Annotated in this window: 19 protein-coding genes and 2 tRNA genes; 3 read left to right on the forward strand and 18 right to left on the reverse strand. The window is 53.6% G+C overall.

Going from position 1 to position 24,790, the window contains the following annotated elements; genetic code table 11:
* Positions 1-230 precede the first annotated feature (230 nt).
* The 15 genes from nlpI to rlmE all read right to left on the reverse strand — a co-directional run bounded on the left by nlpI (position 231) and on the right by rlmE (position 16,166).
* Positions 231-1,151 (reverse strand): lipoprotein NlpI, encoded by a 921-nt coding sequence (gene nlpI, locus NNL38_RS13090; RefSeq protein WP_255388465.1) that lies wholly within the window; start codon positions 1,149-1,151, stop codon positions 231-233.
* A gap of 165 nt (positions 1,152-1,316) precedes the next feature.
* A complete protein-coding gene (gene pnp / locus NNL38_RS13095) occupies positions 1,317-3,419 on the reverse strand; it encodes a polyribonucleotide nucleotidyltransferase (RefSeq protein WP_255388466.1) in 2,103 nt (700 codons plus the stop codon).
* 299 nt (positions 3,420-3,718) lie between these two features.
* Complete coding sequence (gene rpsO / locus NNL38_RS13100) at positions 3,719-3,988, reverse strand: 30S ribosomal protein S15 (protein WP_039458488.1); 270 nt, start codon at positions 3,986-3,988, stop codon at positions 3,719-3,721.
* 146 nt (positions 3,989-4,134) lie between these two features.
* Positions 4,135-5,079: a tRNA pseudouridine(55) synthase TruB gene (gene truB / locus NNL38_RS13105; RefSeq protein ID WP_255388467.1), complete on the reverse strand. Its 945-nt coding sequence runs from the start codon at positions 5,077-5,079 to the stop codon at positions 4,135-4,137.
* Positions 5,080-5,081: 2 nt separating this feature from the next.
* Positions 5,082-5,477, reverse strand: a complete 396-nt coding sequence (gene rbfA, locus NNL38_RS13110; RefSeq protein ID WP_255388468.1) for a 30S ribosome-binding factor RbfA — start codon at positions 5,475-5,477, stop codon at positions 5,082-5,084.
* A 95-nt stretch (positions 5,478-5,572) separates the two neighbouring features.
* Positions 5,573-8,326 (reverse strand): translation initiation factor IF-2, encoded by a 2,754-nt coding sequence (infB, locus tag NNL38_RS13115; protein WP_255388469.1) that lies wholly within the window; start codon positions 8,324-8,326, stop codon positions 5,573-5,575.
* Positions 8,327-8,350: 24 nt separating this feature from the next.
* On the reverse strand, positions 8,351-9,838 hold the full coding sequence (gene nusA, locus NNL38_RS13120) for a transcription termination factor NusA (protein ID WP_255388470.1): 1,488 nt from the start codon (positions 9,836-9,838) through the stop codon (positions 8,351-8,353).
* Positions 9,839-9,860: 22 nt separating this feature from the next.
* Positions 9,861-10,316 (reverse strand): ribosome maturation factor RimP, encoded by a 456-nt coding sequence (gene rimP, locus NNL38_RS13125; RefSeq protein ID WP_255388471.1) that lies wholly within the window; start codon positions 10,314-10,316, stop codon positions 9,861-9,863.
* A 180-nt stretch (positions 10,317-10,496) separates the two neighbouring features.
* A tRNA-Met gene (locus NNL38_RS13130) sits at positions 10,497-10,573 on the reverse strand.
* Positions 10,574-10,629: 56 nt separating this feature from the next.
* A tRNA-Leu gene (locus tag NNL38_RS13135) sits at positions 10,630-10,714 on the reverse strand.
* Positions 10,715-10,726: 12 nt separating this feature from the next.
* The gene (gene secG, locus NNL38_RS13140) at positions 10,727-11,059 is read right to left on the reverse strand and encodes a preprotein translocase subunit SecG (protein ID WP_255388472.1); all 333 of its coding nucleotides are present in this window, start codon (positions 11,057-11,059) and stop codon (positions 10,727-10,729) included.
* Positions 11,060-11,261: 202 nt separating this feature from the next.
* Positions 11,262-12,599, reverse strand: coding sequence for a phosphoglucosamine mutase (gene glmM, locus NNL38_RS13145; RefSeq protein WP_255388473.1), 1,338 nt, complete (start codon positions 12,597-12,599; stop codon positions 11,262-11,264).
* A gap of 24 nt (positions 12,600-12,623) precedes the next feature.
* Positions 12,624-13,454 (reverse strand): dihydropteroate synthase, encoded by an 831-nt coding sequence (folP, locus tag NNL38_RS13150; RefSeq protein ID WP_255388474.1) that lies wholly within the window; start codon positions 13,452-13,454, stop codon positions 12,624-12,626.
* Positions 13,455-13,528: 74 nt separating this feature from the next.
* Positions 13,529-15,487 carry an ATP-dependent zinc metalloprotease FtsH gene (gene ftsH / locus NNL38_RS13155; protein ID WP_255388475.1) on the reverse strand — a complete coding sequence of 653 codons (1,959 nt, stop codon included), beginning with the start codon at positions 15,485-15,487 and terminating at the stop codon, positions 13,529-13,531.
* A 49-nt stretch (positions 15,488-15,536) separates the two neighbouring features.
* Positions 15,537-16,166, reverse strand: coding sequence for a 23S rRNA (uridine(2552)-2'-O)-methyltransferase RlmE (gene rlmE, locus NNL38_RS13160; protein ID WP_255388476.1), 630 nt, complete (start codon positions 16,164-16,166; stop codon positions 15,537-15,539).
* A gap of 138 nt (positions 16,167-16,304) precedes the next feature.
* On the opposite strand from rlmE, the gene yhbY reads away from it, so the two are divergent.
* A complete protein-coding gene (gene yhbY, locus NNL38_RS13165) occupies positions 16,305-16,601 on the forward strand; it encodes a ribosome assembly RNA-binding protein YhbY (protein ID WP_255388477.1) in 297 nt (98 codons plus the stop codon).
* A gap of 103 nt (positions 16,602-16,704) precedes the next feature.
* Here the strand turns inward: yhbY and greA are convergent, their stop codons facing one another.
* Positions 16,705-17,178, reverse strand: a complete 474-nt coding sequence (gene greA, locus NNL38_RS13170; RefSeq protein WP_255388478.1) for a transcription elongation factor GreA — start codon at positions 17,176-17,178, stop codon at positions 16,705-16,707.
* A 496-nt stretch (positions 17,179-17,674) separates the two neighbouring features.
* Here greA and NNL38_RS13175 point away from each other — a divergent pair, with 496 nt between their 5' ends.
* Together NNL38_RS13175 and dacB are read left to right on the forward strand one after the other, a co-directional pair.
* The gene (locus tag NNL38_RS13175) at positions 17,675-18,673 is read left to right on the forward strand and encodes a porin (protein WP_255388479.1); all 999 of its coding nucleotides are present in this window, start codon (positions 17,675-17,677) and stop codon (positions 18,671-18,673) included.
* A gap of 97 nt (positions 18,674-18,770) precedes the next feature.
* Complete coding sequence (gene dacB / locus NNL38_RS13180; RefSeq protein WP_255388480.1) at positions 18,771-20,180, forward strand: serine-type D-Ala-D-Ala carboxypeptidase; 1,410 nt, start codon at positions 18,771-18,773, stop codon at positions 20,178-20,180.
* A 147-nt stretch (positions 20,181-20,327) separates the two neighbouring features.
* Here the strand turns inward: dacB and carB are convergent, their stop codons facing one another.
* Both carB and carA read right to left on the reverse strand, forming a co-directional pair.
* The gene (gene carB, locus NNL38_RS13185) at positions 20,328-23,552 is read right to left on the reverse strand and encodes a carbamoyl-phosphate synthase large subunit (protein ID WP_255388481.1); all 3,225 of its coding nucleotides are present in this window, start codon (positions 23,550-23,552) and stop codon (positions 20,328-20,330) included.
* A 16-nt stretch (positions 23,553-23,568) separates the two neighbouring features.
* A complete protein-coding gene (carA, locus tag NNL38_RS13190) occupies positions 23,569-24,708 on the reverse strand; it encodes a glutamine-hydrolyzing carbamoyl-phosphate synthase small subunit (RefSeq protein ID WP_255388482.1) in 1,140 nt (379 codons plus the stop codon).
* Between the last annotated feature and the right edge of the window lie 82 nt (positions 24,709-24,790).

The following is a 24,790-nucleotide window of genomic DNA, read 5'->3' on the forward strand; positions in this document are numbered from 1 at the left end:
TGTTCTATATATTGCTAGGTTACCCAAGTTGTACTGGCCTACTATCAGGTTTCTGTTCGTCACACCCAAGTTTTGCCGTTTGCTTCCTTCAGATCCCACCTCACGGTGGGCACCCTTGCATAGGCTAACGGTTCTCGCTCGACTGAGCCCGTAGAGGACTTTCACCTCCTAGAACAACGCCATGCTCGGCGCACAAAGCAGAAGCCGCGATTCTCGCGGCTTCCTGAACGTTACTCTGCCGCGTCTGCGACTTCCCCTTCCGGCTCAACCGGCACCTCTCGCACTTTGGCTTCGGCCATCAACCGGCTCAGCTCCAGCAATGAGAAGCGATGCTCGACAAATTCGTAGACGTTCCCGGACAGCGCCAGTTTGTACAACATCAGGGCCGACTGGTAGTCCTGCCGGTGGTGGTATTGCTTGGCGAGGTAAAAATATCCTTCGGTCAGGCGCTCGGCCAGCATGGTATTGTCTTCACTGTCCCGGCTGATCTGCGCCAGAAATTCAGTTTCCGACACATCCCCCAGGTACAGGCGGACAACCTGCCAGCCCCAGTCCTGCTGATCGCTGGCCTCGAAGCGCTGGCGCAACTTATCGTCAGCCGCCTCCGGTTTCAACGCCTGCTCTACCAGGTAGAGCCAAATCACCCGGTAGGGATCATTAACGTTTTGCTGATAATGGGCGATCAGATCCTCATGAGCCAGTGCATAGCGACCACCATAGTACAGCGCAATCCCGCGATTTCGCTGCGCAAACGGATGACGCAGGTTCAACTCCAGCGTCGAGTCAAACGCTTCGTACGCGGCATCAAAGTGGGCGCTCTGAGTAAAATAGACCCCGAGAATATTGAACACGTCCGGTTGATCCGGTTTGAGAGACAGTGACTGGTTAAAGTCGAGACGCGCCAAATCACGCAAACCCAGGCTGTCGTGCAGCAAGCCTCGCTCATAGTAAACCTGAGCCAGGGTATCGTCATCCAGGTCATTGCGCTTAAGCAACTGATCGATCCGGGCCAGTTGGATCTGTTGCTGGATCGTTGGCTGGAATGGCACGGCCATCGGCGGGTGAACCCAACTGGATTGGGTGGCGGCACTACAACCGGCCAACATCATAGATATCGCGACGACGGCGACTTTGAACCTGTTTGCAATCAATGCAATTCTCCCTGAGGTGAACTCATACCAATAAATCTTCTTACTAGCTTATACCATCAGTACAAAATAAGCGGTTGCTGGACGCAATTCAATGAGAGCTAAGTAACTCACGCATATAAAAAAGGGGCTTAAAGCCCCTTTTATGTCATGATTTCTGCAATTGCCTTATGCTTCCGGCTTTGCTTCTTCCGCAGCAGCTTCTTTCATGCTCAGACGGATACGGCCCTGACGATCAATTTCCAGAACCTTCACCTTCACTTCCTGACCCAGTTCCAGGTGATCGGCCACTTTCTCGATACGCTCTTCAGCGATTTGAGAGATGTGAACCAGACCTTCTTTGGCACCAATCACAGAAACGAATGCACCGAAGTCCACGATACGCATCACCTTACCGGTGTAGATACGGCCGACTTCAACGTCTGCGGTGATCTCTTCGATACGACGGATCGCTTCTTTCGCAGCAGTCCCTTCGGTCGCAGCAATTTTCACGGTACCATCATCTTCGATTTCAATCGTCGTGCCGGTCTCTTCCGTCAGCTGACGGATCACCGCACCACCTTTACCGATCACGTCTTTGATCTTCTCAGGGTTGATCTTCAGGGTGTGGATCCGTGGTGCAAACTCAGAGATATCTTCACGGTGCTCGCCGATCGCCTCATCCATCACGCTCAGGATGTGCGTCCGCGCACCTTTCGCCTGGTTCAGGGCAATCTGCATAATTTCCTTGGTGATCCCTTCGATCTTAATATCCATCTGCAGTGCAGTGATACCGTCGGAAGTACCGGCCACTTTAAAGTCCATGTCGCCCAGGTGATCTTCGTCACCCAGAATGTCAGACAGAACAACAAAGTCGTCGCCTTCTTTCACCAGGCCCATCGCGATACCTGCCACAGAAGCTTTAATTGGCACACCAGCATCCATCAGCGCCAGAGAGGTACCACAAACAGACGCCATAGAAGACGAACCGTTTGATTCGGTGATTTCAGAAACCACACGGACCGTGTACGGGAACTCATCTACAGATGGCATCACTGCCGCAATACCGCGCTTGGCCAGTTTACCGTGGCCGATTTCACGACGCTTCGGAGAGCCAACGAAACCAGTTTCGCCCACACAGTATGGCGGGAAGTTGTAGTGCAGCAGGAAGTGATCTTTACGCTCACCAGTCAGCTCATCCAGGATCTGCGCATCACGCTGTGTCCCCAGAGTCGCTGTGACCAGCGCCTGAGTTTCACCACGGGTGAACAGCGATGAACCGTGGGTACGTGGCAGAACGCCAGTACGTACATCCAGGGCACGAACCATGTCTTTTTCACGGCCGTCGATACGCGGGTTGCCGGCGATGATGCGGCTACGAACCACGTTCTTCTCCAGCGAGCCCAGCATGTCACGGATTTCACGCTCGTCCAGCGTTTCGTCCTGCGCCAGCAAGGTTTCGATCACGTCGTTCTTGATCACGCCAACCTGGTCGTAACGCGCCATTTTCTCAGTGATTTGGTAAGCTTCAGTCAGTCGCGCTTCAGCCAGCTCAGCGACACGCGCTTTCAGCTCAGTGTTTTCAGCCGGTGCAACCCAATCCCACGCCGGGGTCGCAACTTCTGCAGCGAATTCTTTGATTGCGTTAATCACAACTTGCTGTTGATCGTGGCCATAAACCACGGCTTGCAGCATTTGCTCTTCAGTCAGACGGTCTGCTTCGGACTCAACCATCAGTACAGCGTTGTCTGTCCCGGCAACCACCAGATCCAGGCGGCTTTCTGCCAGTTCGGTGTTGCTTGGGTTCAGCACCAGCTGGTCATTGATATAACCGACACGTGCCGCACCAATTGGGCCGTTGAATGGGATACCGGAAATCGCCAGCGCAGCAGACGTACCGATCATAGTCACGATGTCTGGTTGCACGTCTGGGTTCACAGAAACCACAGTCGCAATCACCTGAACTTCGTTTTTGAATGCATCTGGGAAAAGCGGACGGATTGGACGGTCAATCAGGCGCGCAGTCAGTGTTTCACTCTCTGAAGGACGACCTTCACGCTTGAAGAAACCACCCGGGATCTTACCGGCAGCATATGTACGCTCCTGGTAGTTCACCGTCAGCGGGAAAAAGTCCTGGCCTTCAACCGCTTCTTTTTTACCCACGACAGAGACGAATACTGAAGTATCGTCCATGCTAACCATTACCGCGGCTGTCGCCTGACGAGCCATCACACCAGTTTCAATCGTAACCGTGTGGTTACCGTACTGGAAAGTCTTTACGATAGGATTCACTTGAATTTCCTTTATTTATTCCGCTTTCTATTTGCGTCGTTAAGTATATCTGACCCGATAAAAAGCGTCATGTGATGAAAGGCAACTTTGCAGTGATTTCACGTATCGCGACTAATGATAATTCTCAACCTTGCTAAGAACTGCCATTAGCCGCGACCTCAAGGTCGACGAAAACGACTCGTGATCCACATTGAAGTTACCGACAATTGTTGCGCCCCGTGCCGGGACACATGCCGCCGGAAAAAACCGACGCCCAGAAAAAAGAAAGGAGCCATACGGCTCCTTTCTCCAAAGCAATCTTAGCGACGCAGGCCCAGACGCTTGATTAGGTCTTGGTAGCGGTCCAGATTTTTACCTTTCAGGTAATCCAGCAGCTTACGACGACGAGAAACCATACGTAGCAGGCCACGACGGCTGTGGTGGTCGTGCTTGTGGTTCGCAAAGTGACCTTGCAGGTGGTTGATTTGTGCTGTTAGCAGTGCAACCTGAACTTCTGGAGAACCTGTGTCGTTTTCGCCTTGCGCGTATTCAGCAACAATTGCTGCTTTAGTTTCTGCATTCAGAGACATAACTCATTCCTAATACAAATATGTTTCTAATTTGTGCCAGCCAATCTCTGATTCAGCCGGCACCCGAGCCGCGAATTATACGTGGCCCCTACGGGAACTACAAGCAAAGATTCAACTCCTTGCCGCTATCCCGCCGGCCAGGCAAATCAAGCCTGCTTGTTCGCCATCACCCGTTTCGGAGCCAGCATGCCTTCATCGTCAATCACCCCGACGCCGATGAACTCACGCTGCTCGCCGACCGTGATCCGCACCTGGGTGCCGCTCGCCGGCACACGCCCGGCCTGAACCGGATTACCGTTGAGGATGTAAGTGGCCAGCATCGGCAGGATGTTGACTTCCGCCAGATCCTGCACCGCCGTATCGGTTGGCAGCAGCAGCGGGTCCAGCAGCTCACGCGGCGCAATATCCTGCTCGCGCGCCTGCTCAAGTAGGACTTCGAGCTGCTCCAGGGTCACCATGCGATTCAGCGGATAGTTCGACACCCCGGTCCGGCGCAGATAAGTCACATGCGCACCGCAGCCCAGCATCTCCCCCAGATCATCGACAATCGTCCGGATATAGGTGCCCTTGGACACATGCAGTTCCATTTCGACTTCGTTGTCGCTAAAGCGAAGCAAATCAACTGAGTAAACCGTGATTTGACGGGACTCGCGCGGGACTTCAATCCCTTCGCGGGCATATTCATACAGCGGGCGGCCCTGATACTTGAGTGCCGAATACATCGACGGGATCTGATCCGTCGTGCCGCGGAACTTGGCGATGCAACGCTCCAGCTGCCCCCGGTCAACTTTCACGTCACGAGTCTGGACCACTTCACCATCAGAGTCCGATGTGTCGGTCCGCTCACCCAGTTTGGCAATCACCCGATAGCGCTTATCTGAATCCAGCAAGAACTGGGAAAACTTGGTCGCTTCGCCGAAGCAGATCGGCAGCATCCCGGTCGCCAGCGGATCCAGCGCACCGGTATGACCGGCTTTTTCAGCAAAAAAGATACGTTTCACTTTCTGCAACGCATCATTGGAAGTAATACCGGTTGGTTTATCCAGCAGGATCACTCCGTCAACCGGACGGCCCTTACGACGACGTGCCATGGTTATTCCTCGTCTTCCTTCTCTTCCCCACCGCGACGATCTTCATCATCACGGACAGCTTTGGATACCAGATTGGAAATACGCATCCCCTCGGTCAGCGACTTATCAAAAATAAAGTTCAGCTCCGGGGTCACGCGCAGGCGGATCTGCTTGCCCAGCAGGGAGCGAATGTACGGCGCCATTTCACGCAGGGCTTCCAGGCTGTCTTCCGCAGTCTGCTCACCCACGGTCAGGAAGGTGACGTAGACTTTGGCGTAGCCCATATCCCGGGAAACATCGACGCTGGAAATGGTTGCCATGCCGATGCGCGGGTCTTTAATTTCACGCTGCAGGATCACAGCCAGCTCTTTTTGCAACTGCTGCGCAACCCGCTGTGTGCGGCTAAATTCTTTGGACATTAAATTCCTCTCTTAGAGAGTGCTCTCTCGAAAGAATGGGGAGCCGAAGCTCCCCATAGATTATATTCATTCAGAACCGGTGAAGTCCTTGAAGATTAGTCAAGGGTACGCTGAACTTCGATGATCTCGTACACTTCGATCTGGTCACCAACGCGAACGTCATTATAGTTCTTCACGCCGATACCACACTCGTAGCCGTTCTTCACTTCCTGAACATCATCTTTGAAGCGACGCAGGGATTCCAGCTCACCTTCGTAGATCACCACGTTATCACGCAGAACGCGGATCGGGTTATTACGCTTGATCAGGCCTTCAGTGACCATACAGCCGGCAATCGCACCAATCTTCGGCGACTTGAAGACGTCACGGACTTCAGCCAGACCGATGATTTCCTGTTTGAACTCAGGCGACAGCATACCGCCCATCGCTGCTTTCACTTCATCAATCAGCTGATAGATGATGGAGTAGTAGCGCAGATCCAGGTTCTCAGTTTCAATCGTCTTACGAGCAGATGCATCTGCACGGACGTTGAAGCCCAGGATGATCGCGTTCGACGCTGCTGCCAGAACGGCATCTGTTTCGGTGATCCCGCCGACGCCGGAACCAACGATGTTGACTTTCACTTCGTCAGTCGACAGTTTGCGCAGTGAGTCGGCAATCGCTTCAACAGAACCCTGTACGTCTGCTTTCAGAACCACGTTCAGCTCAGCAACTTCGCCTGCAGCCATGTTCGAGAACATGTTCTCCAGCTTCGCTTTCTGCTGGCGTGCCAGTTTCACGTCACGGAACTTGCCTTGACGGTACAGGGCAACTTCACGGGCTTTACGCTCATCACGGACCACAGTCGCTTCATCACCAGAAGACGGTACGCCGGACAGACCCAGGATCTCAACCGGGATAGACGGGCCCGCTTCTTCGATTTCACGGCCCACTTCGTCACGCATGGCACGCACACGACCGTGCTCCAGGCCACACAGAACGATATCGCCCTTACGCAGGGTCCCTTCCTGAACCAGGATGGTGGCAACCGGGCCACGACCTTTATCCAAGCGGGACTCAACGACCACACCTTTCGCCATGCCTTCAGAAACGGCAGTCAGTTCCAGAACTTCCGCTTGCAGCAGAATCGATTCCAGCAGGCCATCAATGTTCGTGCCCTGTTTGGCAGAGATGTGAACAAAGATGTTCTCACCGCCCCACTCTTCCGGGATCACGTCGTATTGTGCCAGCTCGTTCTTTACGTTGTCCGGATTGGCATCTTCTTTATCGATCTTGTTGACTGCAACAATGAGCGGAACACCGGCCGCTTTGGCGTGCTGGATCGCTTCAATCGTCTGAGGCATCACGCCATCATCGGCTGCAACAACCAGAACAACGATATCTGTCGCCTGGGCACCACGTGCACGCATCGCGGTAAACGCGGCGTGCCCAGGGGTATCCAGGAAGGTGATCATGCCGTTGTCCGTTTCAACGTGGTAAGCACCAATGTGCTGGGTGATCCCGCCGGCTTCGCCTGAAGCAACGTGGGCTTTACGGATGTAGTCCAGCGTCGAGGTCTTACCGTGGTCAACATGACCCATAATGGTCACTACTGGCGCACGTGGTACCGCCGTCAAATTCTCATCACGGTCAGACAGAACGGCTTCTTCCAGCTCGTTTTCTTTACGCAGAACAACCTTATGGCCCATTTCTTCAGCGACCAGCTGCGCAGTTTCCTGGTCGATCACCTGGTTGATGGTCGCCATTGCGCCCATCTTCATCATCACTTTGATAACTTCTGAGGCTTTCACTGACATCTTGCTGGCCAGCTCAGAAACCACAATCGTCTCGCCGATCACAACGTCCTGCTTGGCAACGGTCGCTGTTTTATCAAAGCCGTGTTGCATTGAGCTTGGCTTAGCCATCTGGCGTTTACCGCGACCACGTTGGTTACGGCCACCACGGCCATCACGGCCCTCAGTCTTGGCCCCGGCTTTCTTTTTCTTACGACGACGGGCGCCTTCTTCTTTCTGATCCTGTTCGTCTTCAGCTGCGCGGGCGTAGCTGGACGTTGTCGTGTGGTAATCTGATTTTTCCATACTTGCTGTAGCCTGATCAGGTTTTGACCAGTTTTTCTCGTTTTGCTCTGCCATCTTGCGTGCCTCTTCTAGCTGGCGCTGACTCTCTTCTTCGGCTTTACGCTTGGCTTCCTCTTCCCGGCGACGTTGTAGCGCCTCAGCTTCTTTTTTAGCCTGTTCGTCAGCAGCGGCGCGTTTGGCCTTCTCTGCGGCTAAACGCTGTTCCTCAGCTTCACGATCCTGCTTATCCTCTGCGTCACGCTTGGCCTTAACTTCTGGATCTTGCTTAGCCGATGTTTCAGCTAAGCGCTTCTCTTCAGCGGCACGTTGCGCCGCTGCTTCTGCCTCACGTTTCGCCTGCTCTTCCGCTTCGCGCTTGGCAGCTTCTTCCGCAGCACGTTGAGCGGCTTCTTCCGCCTCACGCTGCGCAGCCTCTTCCGCCTGACGTTTGGCTTCCTCAGCAGCACGTTGCTCTTCTTCAAGGGCAGAACGCTTTACATAGGTGCGCTTTTTGCGCACCTCGACTTGAACACTCTTACTCTTGCCGCCCGTTCCCGACACGCTCAGCGTGCTGCGAGTCTTGCGTTGCAGAGTAAGGCGTGTAGGAGCCTCACCAGTACTGCTCTCACCACCGTGCTCTTTCTTCAGGTGGGCTAACAGCGACTGCTTTTCTTGTTGGCTTACGCTTTCTTCAGCTTTCTTGCTGATACCAGCATCGGCAAACTGTTGAAGCAAACGATCAATCGGTGTTCCAATTTCCTCGGCTAATGCTTTAACGGTAACCTCTGACATGCTGCTCCTCCCTTGCTTTTAAAATTAGGCTTCGTCGCTGAACCAGCAGATATTACGTGCAGCCATGATCAGCTCGCCCGCTTTTGCTTCGTCCAGGCCTTCGATATCAATCAGATCATCGGTGCCCTGATCAGCCAGATCTTCCAGCGTGCTTACGCCTTTCGCCGCAAGTTTAAACGCCATATCGCGTTCCAGGCCGTCCAGACCAAGCAGATCTTCCGCAGGCTCAACACCTTCAAAAGACTCTTCCTGGGCCAAAGCAAGGGTCGTCAGTGCTTCTTTCGCACGGCTACGTAGCTCTTCAACCATGTCTTCATCCAGGCCATCAACAGCCAGGAGTTCAGCAACCGGAACATAAGCAACTTCTTCCAGCGTGGTGAAGCCTTCTTCAACCAGAACCGTGGCAAAATCTTCGTCAATATCCAGATGCTTGGTGAACACCTCAATCGACTCTTGTGCTTCTTCCTGGTGTTTCTTCTGCAGATCTTCAACCGTCATCACGTTCAGCTCCCAGCCGGTCAGCTGAGAAGCCAGGCGAACGTTCTGACCGTTGCGACCAATCGCCTGAGCCAGATTGTCCTGCTCAACCGCGATGTCCATCGTGTGGTTGTCTTCATCGACAATAATGGAGCTGACTTCAGCCGGCGCCATCGCATTAATCACAAATTGTGCCGGGTTTTCATCCCACAGCACGATATCAATACGCTCACCACCCAGCTCACCGGAAACCGCCTGAACACGGGCACCACGCATACCAACACACGCGCCGACCGGGTCAATCCGCTTATCGTTGGTCTTCACTGCAATTTTCGCACGGGAACCCGGATCACGGGCCGCGCCCATCAGCTCAATCAGCTCTTCGCCAATTTCCGGCACCTCGATGCGGAACAGCTCAGACAGCATTTCCGGCTTAGAGCGGGTCATGAACAGCTGGAAGCCACGCGCTTCAGGGCGTACAGCATACAGCAAGCCACGCACGCGGTCACCCGGGCGGAAGTTTTCACGCGGCAGCTGGTCATCACGCTGGATCACCGCTTCTGCGTTGTTGCCCAGGTCAATCACCACGGCATCACGGTTTACTTTCTTCACCACACCAGTGATCAGCTCCCCTTCGTTGTCGATAAATTGTTCAACAACCTGGGCACGCTCAGCTTCGCGAACTTTCTGCACGATCACTTGCTTGGCGGTTTGGGTGGTGATGCGGTCGAACGTCACTGATTCGATTTCTTCTTCGACGAAATCATCCAGTTGGATCGTCTCGTCATCATACTGGGCCGCTTCCAGGGTGATTTCCAGCGTCGGCTGAGTCACTTCCTCAACGGCTTTCCAACGACGGAACGTATCGAAGTGACCCGTTTTACGATCGATGGCAACTCGGACGTCGATTTCCGCTTCGTATTTTTTCTTAGTCGCTGTAGCCAGCGCGATCTCTAGTGCTTCGAAGATACGCTCACGAGGTACAGCTTTCTCATTGGATACCGCTTCAACGACAGCCAAGATTTCTTTGTTCATTTCTAATGCCCCAATTTAGCGGTTAGAATTTTGGAACCAGGTTGGCCTTGGAAATATTGCTTAGTGCAAAGGTTTCTTCATTGCCATCAACTTTCAACGTGATTATCTCACCGTCAACGGCAACAATGTCGCCCTTCCACTTGCGGCGATTGTCCATCGCCATTTTCAATACCAGGCTGACCTCGTGGCCAATAAATTGCTGATAGTGTGCTGTTTTAAACAGCGGCCTTTCCAGACCAGGGGAGGAAACCTCCAGGTTGTAGGCAACAGTGATCGGATCTTCAACATCCATCACGGCACTAATCTGGCGGCTCACATCGGCACAGTCATCGACCGTGATCCCATTTTCATGGTCAATGAATACACGCAATGTTGAATGCTCACCGGCGCGGATAAACTCCAGGCCGACCAGCTCATAGCCCAAAGCAACTACAGGTGCTTCAAGCAATTCAGTTAATTGCATCTCTAAAGCTGTCAAGACAACCCCCCGGAAACAAAAAAAGGGCACTAAAGCCCAGTAGATACCTGAATGGTCATTTTTCAGATAATAAAAAACCCCGAATTACGGGGTTTTTTATCACTGGACCCTGATTGCCACAGCGCTTGGCTATGACAGAAAAAACGACGCTATTGATAGCATAGCCGTTTTTTCGGAAAGTGGTTGCGGGGGCCGGATTTGAACCAACGACCTTCGGGTTATGAGCCCGACGAGCTACCAAGCTGCTCCACCCCGCGTCCGTAATCGCCGACGATTATATCGTTCGACAGTTGCTCTTTCAAGCAACGAATCATGGTGCCGAGAAGGGGACTTGAACCCCTACACCTTGCGGCACTAGCACCTCATGCTAGCGTGTCTACCAATTTCACCATCTCGGCTAAATTCTTTATTTACTGAGGAATGTCACTATGCACGGGTGCATTCTCAGTTGGTTGTGCAACCTGTTCGGTGGCCGGGGCGCTTAAGTCTTCCCAGCTGCTGGTTTCTTTTGCTTGCTCTGCACTAATATTTCCCAGTACCAGGCTGATGGCAAAAAACACCGTCGCACAAATTGCAGTCATTCGGGTCAGAAAGTTTCCAGAGCCGCTTGCGCCGAACAATGTTCCTGAAGCGCCAGCCCCGAATGAAGCTCCCATATCTGCGCCTTTACCTTGTTGAACCAAAACCAGGCCAATAACACCAAGCGCAGCCAACAGATAAATCACAAGTAGAATTTCGTACATGGGTTCCACCTATGGTTAAATTGTTGTGCCGGCCTTGCTGCAGCAGCGCCAGCGCACCCCCTCGCTGAAGGAGCGGGATGAATACTAGCGAAAGCCTCATTCAATGACAAGCAAAATTTCACGAAAAAGTCATAAGCGTGAATCACTTGACCAAGAATTAGGCAAGACCGGCAATTTTGGGCGACTCTTGGCCGCCCGATCATTAACAGTTGTCTTTCACGGCCTGAGCAATCGCCAGTGCTGATTCTTTTACTAAATCAGCATCTTTGCCTTCAACCATCACCCGGATCAGCGGCTCGGTGCCTGACTTTCGCAACAGCACGCGACCGCTATCTCCCAGTTTAGCTTCAACTTCCGCCTGCGCGGCCAAGACGGCTTCCGACTCCAGCGGATTCGCATCACCGGCAAAGCGGACATTTTCCAACACCTGCGGGTACATGGTCATGCCGTCACAGAGATCTTTCAGCGACATCTTGCTACCGACAATCGAGGCCATCACCTGCAGGCCGGCAACAATCCCGTCTCCCGTGGTCACCTTATCAAGCAAGATGACATGACCGGAGTTCTCGGCACCAATCAGCCAGCTGTGCTTTTTCAGCTCTTCCATCACGTAGCGGTCCCCGACCTTGGCTCGGACAAACGGGATCCCCAGGTTCTTAAGGGCAACTTCCATCCCCAGGTTGGTCATCAGGGTGCCAACCACACCACCTTTGAGTTCACCGCGGCGCAGCGCATCGCGGGCAATGATGTAAGCAATCTGATCGCCATCGACCTTGTTGCCTTCGTCATCCACCATAATCACCCGGTCGCCGTCGCCATCCAGGGCAATCCCGAAGTGCGCTTGCTCTTCAAGTACCTTGGCCTGCAGCGCCGCCACATCCGTCGCGCCGACTTTGTCGTTGATGTTGGTCCCATTCGGTTCACAACCCAGAGTGATCACTTCCGCGCCCAGCTCTTTGAATACATTCGGCGCAATGTGATAAGTGGCGCCGTGCGCGCAGTCCACCACAATTTTATACCCGGCCAGGCTCAGCTCGGACGGGAAAGTCCCTTTACAGAACTCGATATAGCGACCCGCCGCATCATTGATACGGTGAGCTTTCCCTAACATCGCAGACTCTACACAGGTCAGCGGCTTATCCATTTCTTCTTCAATCGCCAGCTCGATCTCATCCGGCAGTTTGGTCCCTTCAGAGGAGAAGAACTTGATCCCGTTATCGTAATACGGGTTGTGCGAGGCTGAAATCACGATCCCCGCTTCTGCACGGAACGTCCGTGTCAGGTACGCCACGGCCGGGGTTGGCATCGGACCGGTAAACGCCGCCTGCAGGCCTGCTGCCGCCAGCCCGGCTTCCAGTGCCGATTCCAGCATATAGCCGGAGATCCGGGTATCTTTACCAATCAGGACTTTCTTGGTGCCCTGCTTTGACAGGACACGGCCTGCCGCCCAACCAAGTTTCAGTACGAAGTCCGGCGTGATTGGCGACTGACCCACCAGACCACGAATCCCATCCGTACCAAAATACTTACGTTCAGCCATTGTTAGCTCCTAGCTATTTATCGTTTATTCCTGCGCCAGTGTCATCTGACACACTTTCAGCACATCAACAGTTTCTTGTGCGTCATGAACACGAATGATTTGCGCCCCTTTCATTGCAGCAATAGCCGCACAGGCCAGGCTGCCGGCCAAACATTCGGCAGGTTTTTTATCAAGTAACTTAAAGATCATTGATTTACGCGACATACCAACCAGCAGTGGTAAACCAAACTGATGAAATTTATCCAGGTGAGCCAGCAGCTGATAGTTGTGCTCTATCGTTTTCCCAAACCCGTAGCCCGGATCCAGCAACAGCTGCTCACGCGGTATCCCGGCTTGCTCGCAAGCCGCAATCCGCCCGGCCAGAAAACCGCCCACATCACGGAGCAGATCTTCATAGTGAGGCTGATGCTGCATTGTACGCGGTTGCCCTTGCATATGCATCAAGCAAATCGGCACCCCCGCCTGAGCCGCAGCGGTCAGCGCCCCCGGCTCTTGCAGAGCACGAATATCATTGATCAGATCAGCCCCGGCTCGGACCGATTCCGTCATCACCTGGGCTTTGCTGGTATCGACTGAGATCCAGCAGTCAAAGCGCTGCCGGATCGCTTCTATCACCGGTACCACCCGCGCCAACTCTTCATCGGTGGAAACTTCAGCTGCACCCGGTCGGGTCGACTCGCCACCAATATCAATGAAAGTGGTGCCTGCCGCCAGCATTTCCTCCACCCGGAACAGCGCGCTGTCGAGCTGGTTAAACTTGCCGCCGTCAGAGAAAGAGTCTGGTGTCACATTGAGGATCCCCATCGTATGAGGGGTACTTAAATCAAGGGATTTCTCTTTACTGGTCAAGATCATAAATCTGTTTACCTATCAAAACCGCCATAAAAAAACCCCGAGACAGCTCGGGGTTTCTTCAATCACAGAGACAACTAGGCTTGCGGCTTGTCGTCTTCCTTATTTTCCGTCGCTGGCGCCTGAACGCTTTCGCTTTCAGCCTTCGGCTCCTGCTCAGCAGGCTCATCTTTGGCCTCTTCCGCCGGATCGGTATTTAACGTATCACCCTCGTCACTCCAGCCTTTCGGCGCACGGATCACGGCTTTACGCTCCATCAGATCGTCAATTTGACCGGCATCGATGGTTTCGTACTTCATCAGCGCATCTTTCATCGCATGCATGATATCCATATTTTGCTCCAGGATTTCACGGGCACGCTCATAGTTGCGGTCAATAATCGCACGAACTTCGGTGTCAATCGCACGCGCCGTCTCATCAGACATGTGCTTGGTCTGGGTCACAGAGCGGCCCAGGAACACTTCGCCTTCATCTTCTGCATATAGCAGTGGCCCCAGTTTCTCAGAGAAGCCCCACTGAGTCACCATCTTACGGGCGATATCGGTGGCACGCTCGATATCGTTTGACGCACCGGTAGAGACTTTCGCCGGACCGTAAATCAGCTCTTCTGCCAAGCGGCCGCCGTACAGGCTGGAAATCATGGATTCGAGGAATTCACGCGAATGGCTCACGCGGTCCTGCTCCGGCAGGTACATCGTCACACCCAGCGCACGACCACGCGGGATAATCGAGACCTTGTACACCGGATCATGATCCGGGACCAGACGGCCGATAATCGCGTGGCCCGCTTCGTGGTACGCCGTCGACTCTTTCTGCTCATGGGTCATAACCATCGACTTACGCTCGGCACCCATCATGATCTTGTCTTTGGCCAGCTCGAACTCAACCATAGACACCGTACGCTTATTGCCACGCGCGGCAAACAGGGCAGCCTCATTGACCAGGTTGGCCAGATCCGCACCCGAGAAGCCCGGGGTACCCCGTGCAATCAAAGCAGGTTTCACGTCGCCATCGAGCGGCACCTTGCGCATGTGCACTTTAAGAATTTGCTCACGGCCGCGAACATCCGGCAAGCCAACCACCACCTGGCGGTCGAAACGACCAGGACGCAACAGCGCCGGGTCCAGCACGTCAGGACGGTTAGTCGCAGCAATCACGATGATCCCTTCGTTGCCTTCAAAGCCATCCATTTCAACCAGCATCTGGTTCAGGGTCTGCTCACGCTCATCGTGACCACCACCGACACCAGCACCACGCTGACGGCCGACGGCATCGATCTCATCGATAAAGATGATACACGGCGCTGCTTTTTTCGCTTGTTCGAACATGTCACGGACACGGGATGCCCCCACACCGACGAACATTTCAACGAAGTCAGAACCGGAAATGGTAAAGAATGGGACTTTCGCTTCGCCGGCAATCGCTTTAGCCAGCAGGGTTTTACCTGTACCCGGTGGACCCACCATCAGGACACCGGTCGGGATCTTACCGCCCAGCTTCTGGAAACGGCTCGGATCACGCAGATAATCCACCAGCTCTTTGACATCTTCTTTGGCTTCATCACAGCCCGCGACGTCGCTGAAGGTAGTTTTGATCTGGTCTTCACTCATCATGCGCGCTTTGGATTTACCGAACGACATGGCACCTTTGCCACCGCCGCCCTGCATCTGACGCATAAAGAAAATCCACACACCAATGAGAAGCAGCATCGGGAACCAGGAGATGAAGATCGACGCCAGCAGGCTCGGCTCTTCCGGTGGGGTTCCAACCACTTTCACATTCGCATTAATTAGGTCGTCTAGTAGCTTTTGATCGTTTAGGACAGGCAGATAAGTAACGTATCGCGTGTTATCACGTTTGAATACGGTGATTTCACGATCATTGAATCGTGCTTCCCTAATCTGATCCTGACCGATTTCACGGACAAAGGTTGTATAGTCGACTTGACGGCCAGCTGTATCGCCCGGACCGAAGCTCTGAAAGACAGACATCAGAACCACAGCGATCACTAACCACAAAATCAAGTTTTTTGCCATGTCACTCAAGGTGTTAACCTCGCGATAACTTAAAGATGAATTTAGGGTACTACAGTTTGTAACCTGTAGCTACAATATAAACCTCACGGGAGCGATCCCGTGATGAATCCGGTTTACGGATTTTGACCACTTTAAACATGCGCCGCACTTCAGCAAGGTATTGGTCAAAGCCTTCTCCCTGGAAAACTTTTACCGCGAAGCTACCGTTCGGGGCAAGGACCTGTCTACACATATCTAATGCTAGTTCAACAAGATACATTGCTCTAGGTTGATCCGCCGCTAAATTGCCACTCATGTTCGGCGCCATATCCGAAAGGACCACATCGACCATATCCGGCTGAATGCGCTCCAGCAGAGCGTCAAGCACCGCTTCCTCGCGAAAATCCCCTTGCAGGAAGCTGACACCCGGCAAAGAGTCCATCGGCAGAATATCACAGGCAATCACCTGACCTTCATCTCCGACGATCTCCGCAGCATACTGCGACCAGCCCCCCGGCGCAGCACCCAGATCGACAACGGTCATGCCTGGCTTCAGCAGCTTGTCTTTGTGCTGGATTTCTTCAATTTTAAAAATCGCCCGCGAGCGATAGCCTTTCTTCTGAGCCTCCTGAACATACTTATCATCAAAGTGTTCTTTCAGCCAACGGCCAGAACTGGCCGAATGCTTTTTTTTACTCATGATTTACCTAATGAGTGAGCGTACTTATAAAGTATAATGGTCCACGTTGCCGTGACACATACTAAACAAATTAGTCTTCTAGACTAGATGGCGTTAGAATACCTTGTTTTCAACCCTGAATAGCAAAATAGAGCCATCATGAATCTAAGCACCAAACAGAAGCAATACCTCAAAGGCCTTGCTCACAACCTGAAACCTGTTGTCCTTATGGGTGCAAACGGTCTGACCGAAGCCGTTCTGGCTGAAATCGAACTCGCGCTGGACCACCATGAACTGATCAAAGTAAAAATCGCAGCTGAAGAACGCGAGACCAAAGGCTTGATCGTTGATGCAATTGTACGTGAGACCAAAGCGGAAAAAGTTCAGGTGATCGGCAAGACGCTGGTGCTGTACCGCCAGAGCGAAGCGCGCAAAATCGAGCTTCCTCGCAAATAAAAGAGGCCGCATCGGCGGCCTTTTTTATACCGCTATCATGGCACAAATACCATGCAATGCTGCCAGCCGTAACATTCTCTAACAATATTACGGCTAAGCGCCGTCAGATATAGGCCACTTCGGCAATTTCAAACTCGCGCTGGCCGCCCGGCGTGACAATCATCACTTCGTCGTCCTGCATTTTACCAATCAGGCCACGGGCAATCGGAGAGTTGACGGAAATACGTCCCGCCTTGATGTCCGCCTCGTCGTCACCGACAATCTGGTATTGCACTTCTTCCTCGGTATCGACATCGATCAGCGTCACTGTGGTGCCGAAAATCACTTTGCCGGTGTTTTCCATTTTCGAAACGTCGATCACCTGGGCAACAGAGAGCTTGTATTCAATATCACGGATCTGTGCTTCACAAATCCCCTGCTCTTCACGGGCAGCATGGTATTCAGCGTTTTCTTTCAAGTCCCCCAGCTCACGTGCTTCGCCAATCGCCTGAGAGATAATAGGACGACGCTTCATTAGTGTTTCCAGCTCTTCACGCAGCATCTTTTCGCCGCGTACTGTCATTGGAACCTTATCCATAGCTATATTCACCTCAATACCTGTTTCAGTGCTGAGCACTTTTTTAGGCAAAAAAAAGCTAGTCCAGCAGCATTGCTGAACCAACAGAGTTAATCGGGATCAGTTTTCATTCTAAACAAAGATGGGCCAGAGATCATCCCGGATCACCGTTCGGTGCATTAAAAGCAAACCTCTACAGGATTAGGGGGTGAATTGATGTGTAACCCATCACAAATCTACGCAATCTTACAAAATCATCCGGTTCTAAAAACCTCAAAATTGTCTAAAGACAACTAAAACTCTGTCCGCAACCCGAACTTTCGACAAAATCACTAACCGCCTGAAATTAACCGACATTCCCCTGCAGCAATCTGTAAACCATCTGGTAACAGAGCATTTTTCAGTTTTTTTTACTACCTCTGCCCAGAGGATAACCAGTAAAAAGAACACTATGCATTTAGCATCCCCATGCACATAAATGCTTCATTCCAAAAAGGATTTCTAAAAGGATTCGACAATGAATAAAAAAATGATTGCACTGGCAGTCGCAGCGGCATCTCTCTCATCAGTCGCAACTGCAGCAGAGGTTTACTCGGATGAAACATCAAGCCTGGCTGTCGGCGGTCGCTTTGAAGCCCGTGCACTGATGAAGGATACAGACACCAGCAGCAACAAAGTAACTGACAAAACCCGTGTTCGTGTCAACATTGCGGGTAAAACAGATATCACAGACAGCATTTATGGTCTCGGCTTCTGGGAAGGCGAATACAAAGATGGTGAAGACATCAACAACCGTCACCTGAACGCCGGGATCGGCGGCGACTTCGGTAAAGTTGTGTATGGTAAGACTGACGGCTCACTGGCAGCCCTGACTGACTTCACCGATATCATGGCTTACCACGGTAACGAAGCGGGCAACAAAATTGACGCGGGCGACCGAACCGGCAACAACCTGGCATACATTGGTTCATTCGATCTAGGCGGTAACAACCTGGTCCTGAACGCTAACTACGTATTTGACGGCGACAATGAGAATGTGGCTGGCGAGTATGATGTCAACGGCTACGCTGCAAGCGCTATCTATGCGATGGACATGGGCCTGGCATTCGGTGCCGGTTACGGTGAGCAGGATGGTTACGGCCCGCTGAACACGGAGAAAGCCAAACAGGCTTTCGGTGCGCTCTCCTATACCGCTGGCGATATCTATGTTGCCGCCCTGTACCAGGATGCAGAAGATACCCTGGTTGACGGCAGCCTGATCAAAGACTCAAAAGGTTACGAGTTCGCCGCAGCATATACCCTGGGTAAGACTGTGTTCATCGCCACCTACAATTTCCTGGAAGATTCTGACAACAACATCGACCTGCGAGACTCTATTGCCATCGATGCAACCCACTACTTCAACAAGAACTTCCGCACCTACGCCTCTTACAAGTTCAACAACCTGGACAAGAAAGATGTCGGCCAGGCCGCAGCTTCTGACGAATTCGTGCTGGGTGCCCGTTACGACTTCTAATCGCTAGGCTATCACCTGAGACGAAGGCGTCCCTCTTTCAGGGGGACGCCTTTTTTCGATAAGATAGTCCCACACTTCCCAACCAGACGCTGATCCCATGCTCCGTGCTTTGACGTTACTTTTAGGCTTCCTGCTCTGTACCCGGGCGCTGGCCACACCAGCTTTCTCACCCCAACGGGCGCTCAGCCAGCTTCCGGCCGGCCACGATGCTGCGCTGCTAATAGCCGATCCGGCTACGGGCGAGATCCTGTATTCCCAGCGCGCAACACAGTTGCAAGCGCCGGCCAGTACCCAAAAAATGCTCACGGCCCTGGCCGCCAAACTCTATCTGAAGGACGACTTCCGCTTTACCACCGACCTGGAGCGCCGGGGAGACGACATCATTCTGCGCTTTAGCGGCGATCCCCTGCTCTCACGAACCCAGCTGGCTGACCTGCTCCGTCAGTTGAAGAAGCACCATATCACCCGGATTGAGGGCAATATCTTACTCAACGGTGCCGTATTTAGCGGCTATGAGCAAGCACCGGGGTGGCCGTGGGATATTCTCGGCGTCTGCTACAGTGCGCCGTCAAGCAGCATCTCGCTGGAGCACAACTGTGTCCAGGGCGCGCTGTACAGTAACCGGGCACCGGGCGAGTTGACCCGGGTCAACGTACCCCGCCACCAGCCCATCACCGTCACCAGTGATGCTCGGATTGTGAGCCAAACCGAACAAGAATCCAGCTATTGCGATTTGACCCTGACGACCGCCCCAGGCAACCACTACCAGCTCAGTGGCTGCTTACCTGAGCGCAAAAAGCCACTGCCGCTCAATTTTGCCGTCCAGGACACATTCGGCTATAGCGCTGCGGTGATCCGGGATGAGCTCCAACGCGCCGGAATTGATTTCCGCGGCCAGATCAGGCGTGACGATCAGGCCCGGGGAGAGCGCCTGGCGCGCCATCGCTCTGAGCCTCTCGAGACATTAGTCGATATCATGGTCAAGGATTCGGATAACCTGATCGCCGACAACTTGCTCAAAACCCTAGGCCGGGTTTACTTTGAACAACCCGGTACGTTTGCCAACGGGGTGGCGGCAATGAAAGCCATTCTGGCCGAGAAAGCGGATATCGACCTCAGCCAGGCCGTTCTGGTTGATGGTTCCGGCCTGTCACGCAACAACCGCCTGAATGCAAAACTGATGATGAAAGTGATCGCTTACATCTACCAGCACGATAAAAAGCTGAGCCTGCTGCAAACCCTGCCCGTGAGCGGCCAGAGCGGCACCCTGAAATATCGCCAGAGTATCCGCCACCAACCCCTGGCAGGCCAAATTGCCGCCAAAAGCGGCAGCTTGTATGGTACCCATAACCTGACCGGGATCATCACCACCCAATCCGGAAAACAGCTGCTGTTTGTCCAGTTGATCACCAACTATCACCCACCGGAGCAAGAAGAAGCCGGTGTCGCGCCGCCGATTGAGCTGTTTGAGCGCCAGCTCTACCGCAATCTGTACCGACAGTATTAACTTAAGCCCCGGCGTTTCACCGGGGCTGAATCCGAAATCCCGAGCACACTATTATCGTGCCATGCCATAGGCCTGCACCTGCGCCTTTCCCCGAAAACAACAAAGCCCGCACGAGGCGGGCTTTGAATCATTATGGTTTCAGTGCAATCAGGCTTGGTTAACCCGAGCATGCAACTCCTGTACCGAGACGACCTTGTTACGGTCATCCGCAGCCCAGGCCATACAGGTTGCGAACGCTGCATTCAGCGTAGTGGTGTAGTTCACCTTCTCCGCCAACGCGCCGCGACGCAGGACCTTCGAGTCCTCAATCGCCTGACGACCTTCCGCCGTGTTGACGATGTAGGTGTACTCGTTGTTCTTGATCCGGTCGAGGATATGCGGACGCCCTTCATGAACCTTGTTCACCAGACGCGGATTGATCCCGGCTTCACCCAGCACCACTGCCGTGCCATGCGTCGCGTCCAGCTCGTAACCCTGCTTCACCAGCTTCGAAGCCAGGTCAACCACACGTTGCTTATCGTTGCCACGCACCGACAGCAGCGCACGGCCCTTGGCCTGCTTCTCTTTCCCACAACCCAGCTCGGCTTTGGCAAAAGCCTCGGCAAACGTGTCGCCAACGCCCATAACCTCACCGGTCGAGCGCATTTCAGGGCCCAACAGCGGGTCTACTCCCGGGAACTTGTTGAACGGCAATACCACTTCTTTCACCGAGTAGTATGGTGGGATGATCTCTTGGGTAAAGCCCTGAGATTCCAGCGTCTGGCCTGCCATTACACGCGCCGCAATCTTAGCCAGCGGTGCGCCCGTGGCTTTCGAGACGAATGGGACCGTCCGCGCAGCACGTGGGTTGACCTCAATCAGGTACACTTCGTTATCTTTCACCGCAAACTGAGTGTTCATCAGGCCGCGAACGCCCAGCTCAAAGGCCAGCTTCTCAACCTGCTGACGCATCACGTCCTGAATCTCTTGGCTCAGGGTGTAAGCCGGCAGCGAACAGGCCGAGTCACCGGAGTGAACACCGGCTTGCTCAATGTGTTCCATGATCCCGCCAATCACCACGCGCTCACCGTCACAAATCGCGTCGATATCCACTTCGGTTGCGTCATCCAGGAAGCGATCCAGCAGCACCGGAGATTCGTTCGAGACGCTCACCGCTTCTGCAAAGTAACGGCGCAAGTCGGCTTCGTCATAAACGATTTCCATCGCCCGGCCACCCAGGACGTAAGATGGGCGCACCACCAGCGGGAAACCAATTTCTTTTGATTTCTCAACCGCTTGCTCCAACGCTGTTACGGTGGCGTTCTCTGGCTGCTTCAAGCCCAGACGCTCAACAGCCGCCTGGAATCGCTCACGGTCTTCGGCACGGTCAATCGCATCCGGGCTGGTGCCGATAATCGGCACACCCGCCGCTTCCAGAGCACGCGCCAGTTTCAGTGGTGTCTGGCCACCGTACTGCACAATCACGCCTTTTGGCTGTTCAACGCGGACGATAGACAGCACATCTTCCAGTGTCACCGGCTCAAAGTACAGACGATCCGAGGTGTCGTAGTCCGTCGAGACAGTCTCCGGGTTACAGTTCACCATAATGGTCTCGTAACCGTCTTCACGCAGCGCCAGTGACGCATGTACACAGCAATAGTCAAACTCAATGCCCTGACCAATCCGGTTCGGACCACCACCCAATACCATGATCTTGTCTTTGTCAGTCGGCTGCGCTTCACACTCTTCATCGTATGATGAGTACATGTAAGCGGTATCTGAAGAAAACTCTGCGGCACAGGTATCAACACGCTTGTAGACCGGGTGAATGTCGAACTGATCACGCAGTTTACGGATTTCAGATTCGGCCACGCCCAGAATTTTCGCCAGACGTGCATCAGCAAAACCTTTACGCTTAAGCTTGCGCAGCACATCCGCATTCAGGCCGGCAAAGCCGCCTTCTTTCACGGCGTTCTCAAGCTGCACCAGCTCTTCAATCTGGACCAGGAACCAGCGGTCGATATTAGTCAAGTTAAAGACCCCATCGACTGACAAGCCGGCCCGGAAGGCATCAGCGATGTACCAGATCCGCTCGGCACCGGCATCTTTGAGCTCATGGCGGATCTTGGTCAGCGCATCCGGCGCATCCAGGTCAACCATTTCGTCAAAGCCGGTCGCGCCAACTTCCAGGCCACGCAGGGCTTTTTGCAACGATTCCTGCTGGTTACGGCCAATCGCCATGACCTCACCGACCGATTTCATCTGCGTCGTCAGACGATCGTTGGCACCGGCAAATTTCTCGAAGTTGAAGCGTGGGATCTTAGTCACGACGTAGTCAATCGTCGGCTCGAATGATGCTGGCGTTGCACCGCCAGTGATGTCATTCATCAGCTCATCGAGGGTAAAGCCGATCGCCAGCTTGGCCGCAACTTTGGCAATCGGGAAACCGGTTGCTTTCGAGGCCAGGGCTGAAGAGCGCGAAACCCGTGGGTTCATCTCGATGATCACCATGCGGCCGTCTTTCGGATTGATCCCGAACTGAACATTCGAGCCACCGGTTTCAACGCCGATTTCACGCAGGACAGCCAGCGAAGCATTTCGCATCAGCTGGTATTCTTTGTCGGTCAGGGTCTGGGCTGGCGCCACGGTGATCGAGTCACCGGTGTGGATTCCCATCGGGTCAAAGTTTTCAATCGCACATACGATGATGCAGTTGTCGTTCTTATCCCGAACCACTTCCATCTCGTACTCTTTCCAGCCAATCAGCGACTCATCAATCAGCAGCTCATTGGTTGGCGACAGATCCAGGCCGCGGCGGCAAATTTCTTCAAACTCTTCCTTGTTATAGGCAATCCCGCCACCGGTGCCGCCCATGGTGAAAGACGGACGGATAATACATGGAAAGCCAACCATATCGAGGACTTTATAGGCTTCTTCCATGCTTTTGGCGGTATCGGCGCGCGGACACTCAAGGCCAATCGACTTCATCGCCGCATCGAAACGCGAACGATCTTCTGCTTTATCAATCGCATCGGCAGTCGCACCAATCATCTCGACCCCAAACTCTGCCAGCACCCCGTGGCGCTCCAGATCCAGCGCGCAGTTCAGGGCTGTCTGGCCACCCATGGTCGGCAGCACGGCATCCGGGCGCTCTTTCTCGATGATTTTGCGCACCACTTCCCAGTGGATCGGCTCGATGTAAGTCGCATCGGCCATTTCCGGGTCGGTCATAATGGTTGCCGGATTCGAGTTCACTAGAATGACGCGGTAGCCTTCTTCGCGCAGCGCTTTACAGGCTTGGGCACCCGAGTAGTCAAACTCACACGCCTGGCCGATCACGATCGGGCCGGCACCCAGGATAAGAACACTTTGAATGTCAGTACGTTTTGGCATTGCTTACTACTCCGGCTTAGGCGCTGTGCTGTTTAATCAAGTCGATAAAGTGGTCAAATAGGGGTGCCGCATCGTGCGGACCCGGGCTGGCTTCCGGGTGGCCCTGGAAACTGAAGGCCGGCTTGTCAGTGCGGTGGATTCCCTGCAGCGAGCCGTCAAACAGTGATTTGTGTGTGGCACGCAGGTTTTCCGGCAACGTCGCTTCATCAGCGGCAAAGCCGTGGTTCTGGCTGGTGATCATTACCACATCACGGTCTAAGTCTTTCACCGGGTGGTTGGCACCATGATGGCCGAACTTCATTTTCACAGTCTGCGCACCGCTGGCCAGGGCCAGGATTTGGTGGCCCAGGCAGATCCCGAAGATTGGCAAGCCTTTATCCAGAAACACTTTGGTCGCTTCAATGGCATAGGTACATGGCTCCGGGTCACCCGGACCGTTGGACAGGAAGACACCGTCCGGGTTCATCGCCAGCACTTCTTCTGCCGAGGTCTGCGCCGGGACCACCGTCAGGCGGCAACCGCGGTCAACCAACATGCGTAGGATATTGCGCTTGGCACCAAAGTCGTACGCCACAACGTGGTACGGCAGCTCACTGTCATCTTTGGCTTCCGGCAGACCGCCGGTCAGCGTCCAGGAGCCCTGCTTCCACGGGTAAGCTTCCGCAGTGGTCACTTCTTTAGCCAGATCCATCCCTTTCAGGCCCGGGAAATCTTTTGCTTTGGCCAGCGCCAGCGCTTCATCCAGGTGCTCGCCCGCCATGATGCAGCCATTCTGCGCCCCTTTCTCACGCAACAGGCGCGTCAGTTTGCGGGTATCAATGTCTGCGATGCCAACGATGTTTTGGGATTTCAGGTAATCAGAAAGGGATTGCTGATTTCGGAAGTTGGAAGCGATGAGGGGGAGATCGCGAATCACCAGGCCTTGCGCGTGGATGGAGGAGGATTCTTCGTCTTCGGAATTAGTTCCGGTATTGCCAATATGGGGGTAAGTGAGAGTCACTATCTGTTGTGAATAAGAAGGGTCGGTGAGGATTTCCTGATACCCCGTCATCGAGGTGTTAAAAACGACTTCACCAACAGCCGAACCATCTGCCCCGATGGACACGCCGTGGAACACTGTCCCATCTTCCAGGACTAACAGCGCTGATTTGCTCAAGACAACCTCCAGAGATTTAGAATAATAAAAATGCAGCTAAAACAGATAAACTTGCAATTACCCATTCCATACAAAGTCAAAA

This window comes from Photobacterium atrarenae, from assembly GCF_024380015.1.
GTDB classification, from domain to species: domain Bacteria; phylum Pseudomonadota; class Gammaproteobacteria; order Enterobacterales; family Vibrionaceae; genus Photobacterium; species Photobacterium atrarenae.

Excerpts from the sequence above, each read along its gene's own strand:
- rpsO (WP_039458488.1), bottom strand. The coding sequence starts at position 3,988 with ATGTCTCTGAATGCAGAAACTAAAGCAGCAATTGTTGCTGAATACGCG.
- truB (WP_255388467.1), bottom strand. The coding sequence starts at position 5,079 with ATGGCACGTCGTCGTAAGGGCCGTCCGGTTGACGGAGTGATCCTGCTG.
- rbfA (WP_255388468.1), bottom strand. The coding sequence starts at position 5,477 with ATGTCCAAAGAATTTAGCCGCACACAGCGGGTTGCGCAGCAGTTGCAA.
- infB (WP_255388469.1), bottom strand. The coding sequence starts at position 8,326 with ATGTCAGAGGTTACCGTTAAAGCATTAGCCGAGGAAATTGGAACACCG.
- nusA (WP_255388470.1), bottom strand. The coding sequence starts at position 9,838 with ATGAACAAAGAAATCTTGGCTGTCGTTGAAGCGGTATCCAATGAGAAA.
- secG (WP_255388472.1), bottom strand. The coding sequence starts at position 11,059 with ATGTACGAAATTCTACTTGTGATTTATCTGTTGGCTGCGCTTGGTGTT.
- glmM (WP_255388473.1), bottom strand. The coding sequence starts at position 12,599 with ATGGCTGAACGTAAGTATTTTGGTACGGATGGGATTCGTGGTCTGGTG.
- folP (WP_255388474.1), bottom strand. The coding sequence starts at position 13,454 with ATGATCTTGACCAGTAAAGAGAAATCCCTTGATTTAAGTACCCCTCAT.
- ftsH (WP_255388475.1), bottom strand. The coding sequence starts at position 15,487 with ATGGCAAAAAACTTGATTTTGTGGTTAGTGATCGCTGTGGTTCTGATG.
- rlmE (WP_255388476.1), bottom strand. The coding sequence starts at position 16,166 with ATGAGTAAAAAAAAGCATTCGGCCAGTTCTGGCCGTTGGCTGAAAGAA.
- yhbY (WP_255388477.1), top strand. The coding sequence starts at position 16,305 with ATGAATCTAAGCACCAAACAGAAGCAATACCTCAAAGGCCTTGCTCAC.
- greA (WP_255388478.1), bottom strand. The coding sequence starts at position 17,178 with ATGGATAAGGTTCCAATGACAGTACGCGGCGAAAAGATGCTGCGTGAA.
- NNL38_RS13175 (WP_255388479.1), top strand. The coding sequence starts at position 17,675 with ATGAATAAAAAAATGATTGCACTGGCAGTCGCAGCGGCATCTCTCTCA.
- dacB (WP_255388480.1), top strand. The coding sequence starts at position 18,771 with ATGCTCCGTGCTTTGACGTTACTTTTAGGCTTCCTGCTCTGTACCCGG.
- carB (WP_255388481.1), bottom strand. The coding sequence starts at position 23,552 with ATGCCAAAACGTACTGACATTCAAAGTGTTCTTATCCTGGGTGCCGGC.